The organism is Archangium sp. (assembly GCF_036389735.1).
In the GTDB taxonomy this organism is placed as follows: Bacteria; Myxococcota; Myxococcia; order Myxococcales; family Myxococcaceae; genus Archangium.
The window spans coordinates 1-1,539 of record NZ_DASVWK010000134.1; the positions used below are offsets into that span (position 1 = coordinate 1).

1 protein-coding gene and 1 pseudogene are annotated in these 1,539 nt (G+C 66.6%); both read left to right on the plus strand.

Annotated features, from left to right (window positions below; all coding sequences use genetic code 11):
- Positions 1–1,278: hybrid sensor histidine kinase/response regulator (locus VF794_RS05070; protein ID WP_331108040.1), on the plus strand; the 1,278-nt coding region annotated here is incomplete at its 5' end.
- A 136-nt stretch (positions 1,279–1,414) separates the two neighbouring features.
- Positions 1,415–1,539 (plus strand): annotated as a pseudogene (locus VF794_RS05075) (IS4 family transposase); the annotation flags it as partial.

The window sequence follows — 1,539 nt, forward strand, 5'->3', positions numbered from 1 at the left end:
GCTCAACTGGAGGCCCTGGGCAACGTGGTGACGCTCGAGCGGCCGGTCCGAATACGGACGCTGGTGGGGGTGGTGCGCGTCGCCCTCGAGAGCCGCAAGCGCCAGTACCTGATGCGGGTGCTGCACCAGAACCTGGAGACGCTCAACCGAGGCAAGGACGAGTTTCTGGCGATGCTGGGCCATGAGCTGCGCAATCCCCTGGGGGCTGCGCGCACCGCGCTGACGATCCTCCAGGACGTCTCCGTCGATGAGCGCAGGCGTGCTCGCTACCTGGAGATCATCGAACGCCAGATGCGCGCGATGACGCGGATGCTGGACGACATCCTCGATGTGTCCCGGCTCTCACTGGGCAAGCTGCATCTCGAGGGCCAGGACCTGGACCTCGGACAGCTGGTGCGCAGGTCCTTCGACTCGCTGCAGTCCAATGCACGCCACGCCAGGCACACCCTCACGCTGGAGATGGGCGAGGGGCCATTCCTGATCCGCGGTGACGCCATTCGGTTCGAGCAGATCCTCGCCAACGTGATTGGCAACGCGATCAAGTACACGCCACCCGGCGGGAGCATTCAGGTCAGCGTGCAGCGCGACGACCTGGATGTCATCATCCGGGTCCGCGACAACGGCATCGGGATCTCACCCGAGATGTTGCCCAGGGTGTTCGAGCTCTTCACCCAGGCGCGCAATGGAACCGAACGCTCCCAGGGCGGCCTTGGAGTAGGCCTGGCGCTCGTCGACAGCCTGGTGCGTATGCACGGGGGCAAGGCGGAGATCACGAGCGAGGGAGTGGGGAAGGGCTCGCAGTTTCAGATCCGGATCCCGCTGGTGGCTGCGCGCAACGCCAGGTTCGTCGCACCCACGCAGCGAAACGTGCCGCGCCGTCCGATGCACGTGCTCATCGTCGAGGACAATCAGGACGGCCGCGAGGTCCTGCGCGAGATGCTCGAAACCAACGGCCACCGGGTCGATGTGGCGGTGGACGGACTGGAGGGCATTGCCCGGGCCACCGGAACGCCGCCGGACGTGCTGCTCACCGACATCGGCTTGCCAGGGGTGGATGGCTACGAGGTGGCCCGGCGCGTGCGCGCGAGCTGTTCGCCCGTCCCCTATCTGGTGGCGCTTACCGGCTATGGCATGCCGGAAGACCGACGCCGGACGCGCGAAGCCGGCTTCGACGAACACCTCGTCAAGCCGGTGGACTTCGAGCTTCTCGAGCGAGTCTTCGAACACGTCGCGGGGCGGAACTCCGCACCCCGGCCTTTGCGCGATGGAATACGCTGAGCGCGTGGGTTCACACCACGAACATGGCCGGGTTGCGCTCCGCTCCCTCAAGAGGGTGAGGAGCCGGGGCCGCAAGGAGTGAGCCCACCTCCTCTGGCAGTAATGGAGGAGGAACCGAAGAAGGGGCGTCAGCTGAGAAGACCTCCACGCCAAGAGGGTGCTGTCGCTCTCCCTGGCGACGCTGGGCGTCATCCACGCCGCGAGCCTCTCGGTGTACGCCATCGGGCAGGCCTTGGCAGTGGCGCGGGGGAAGAAGGGCAA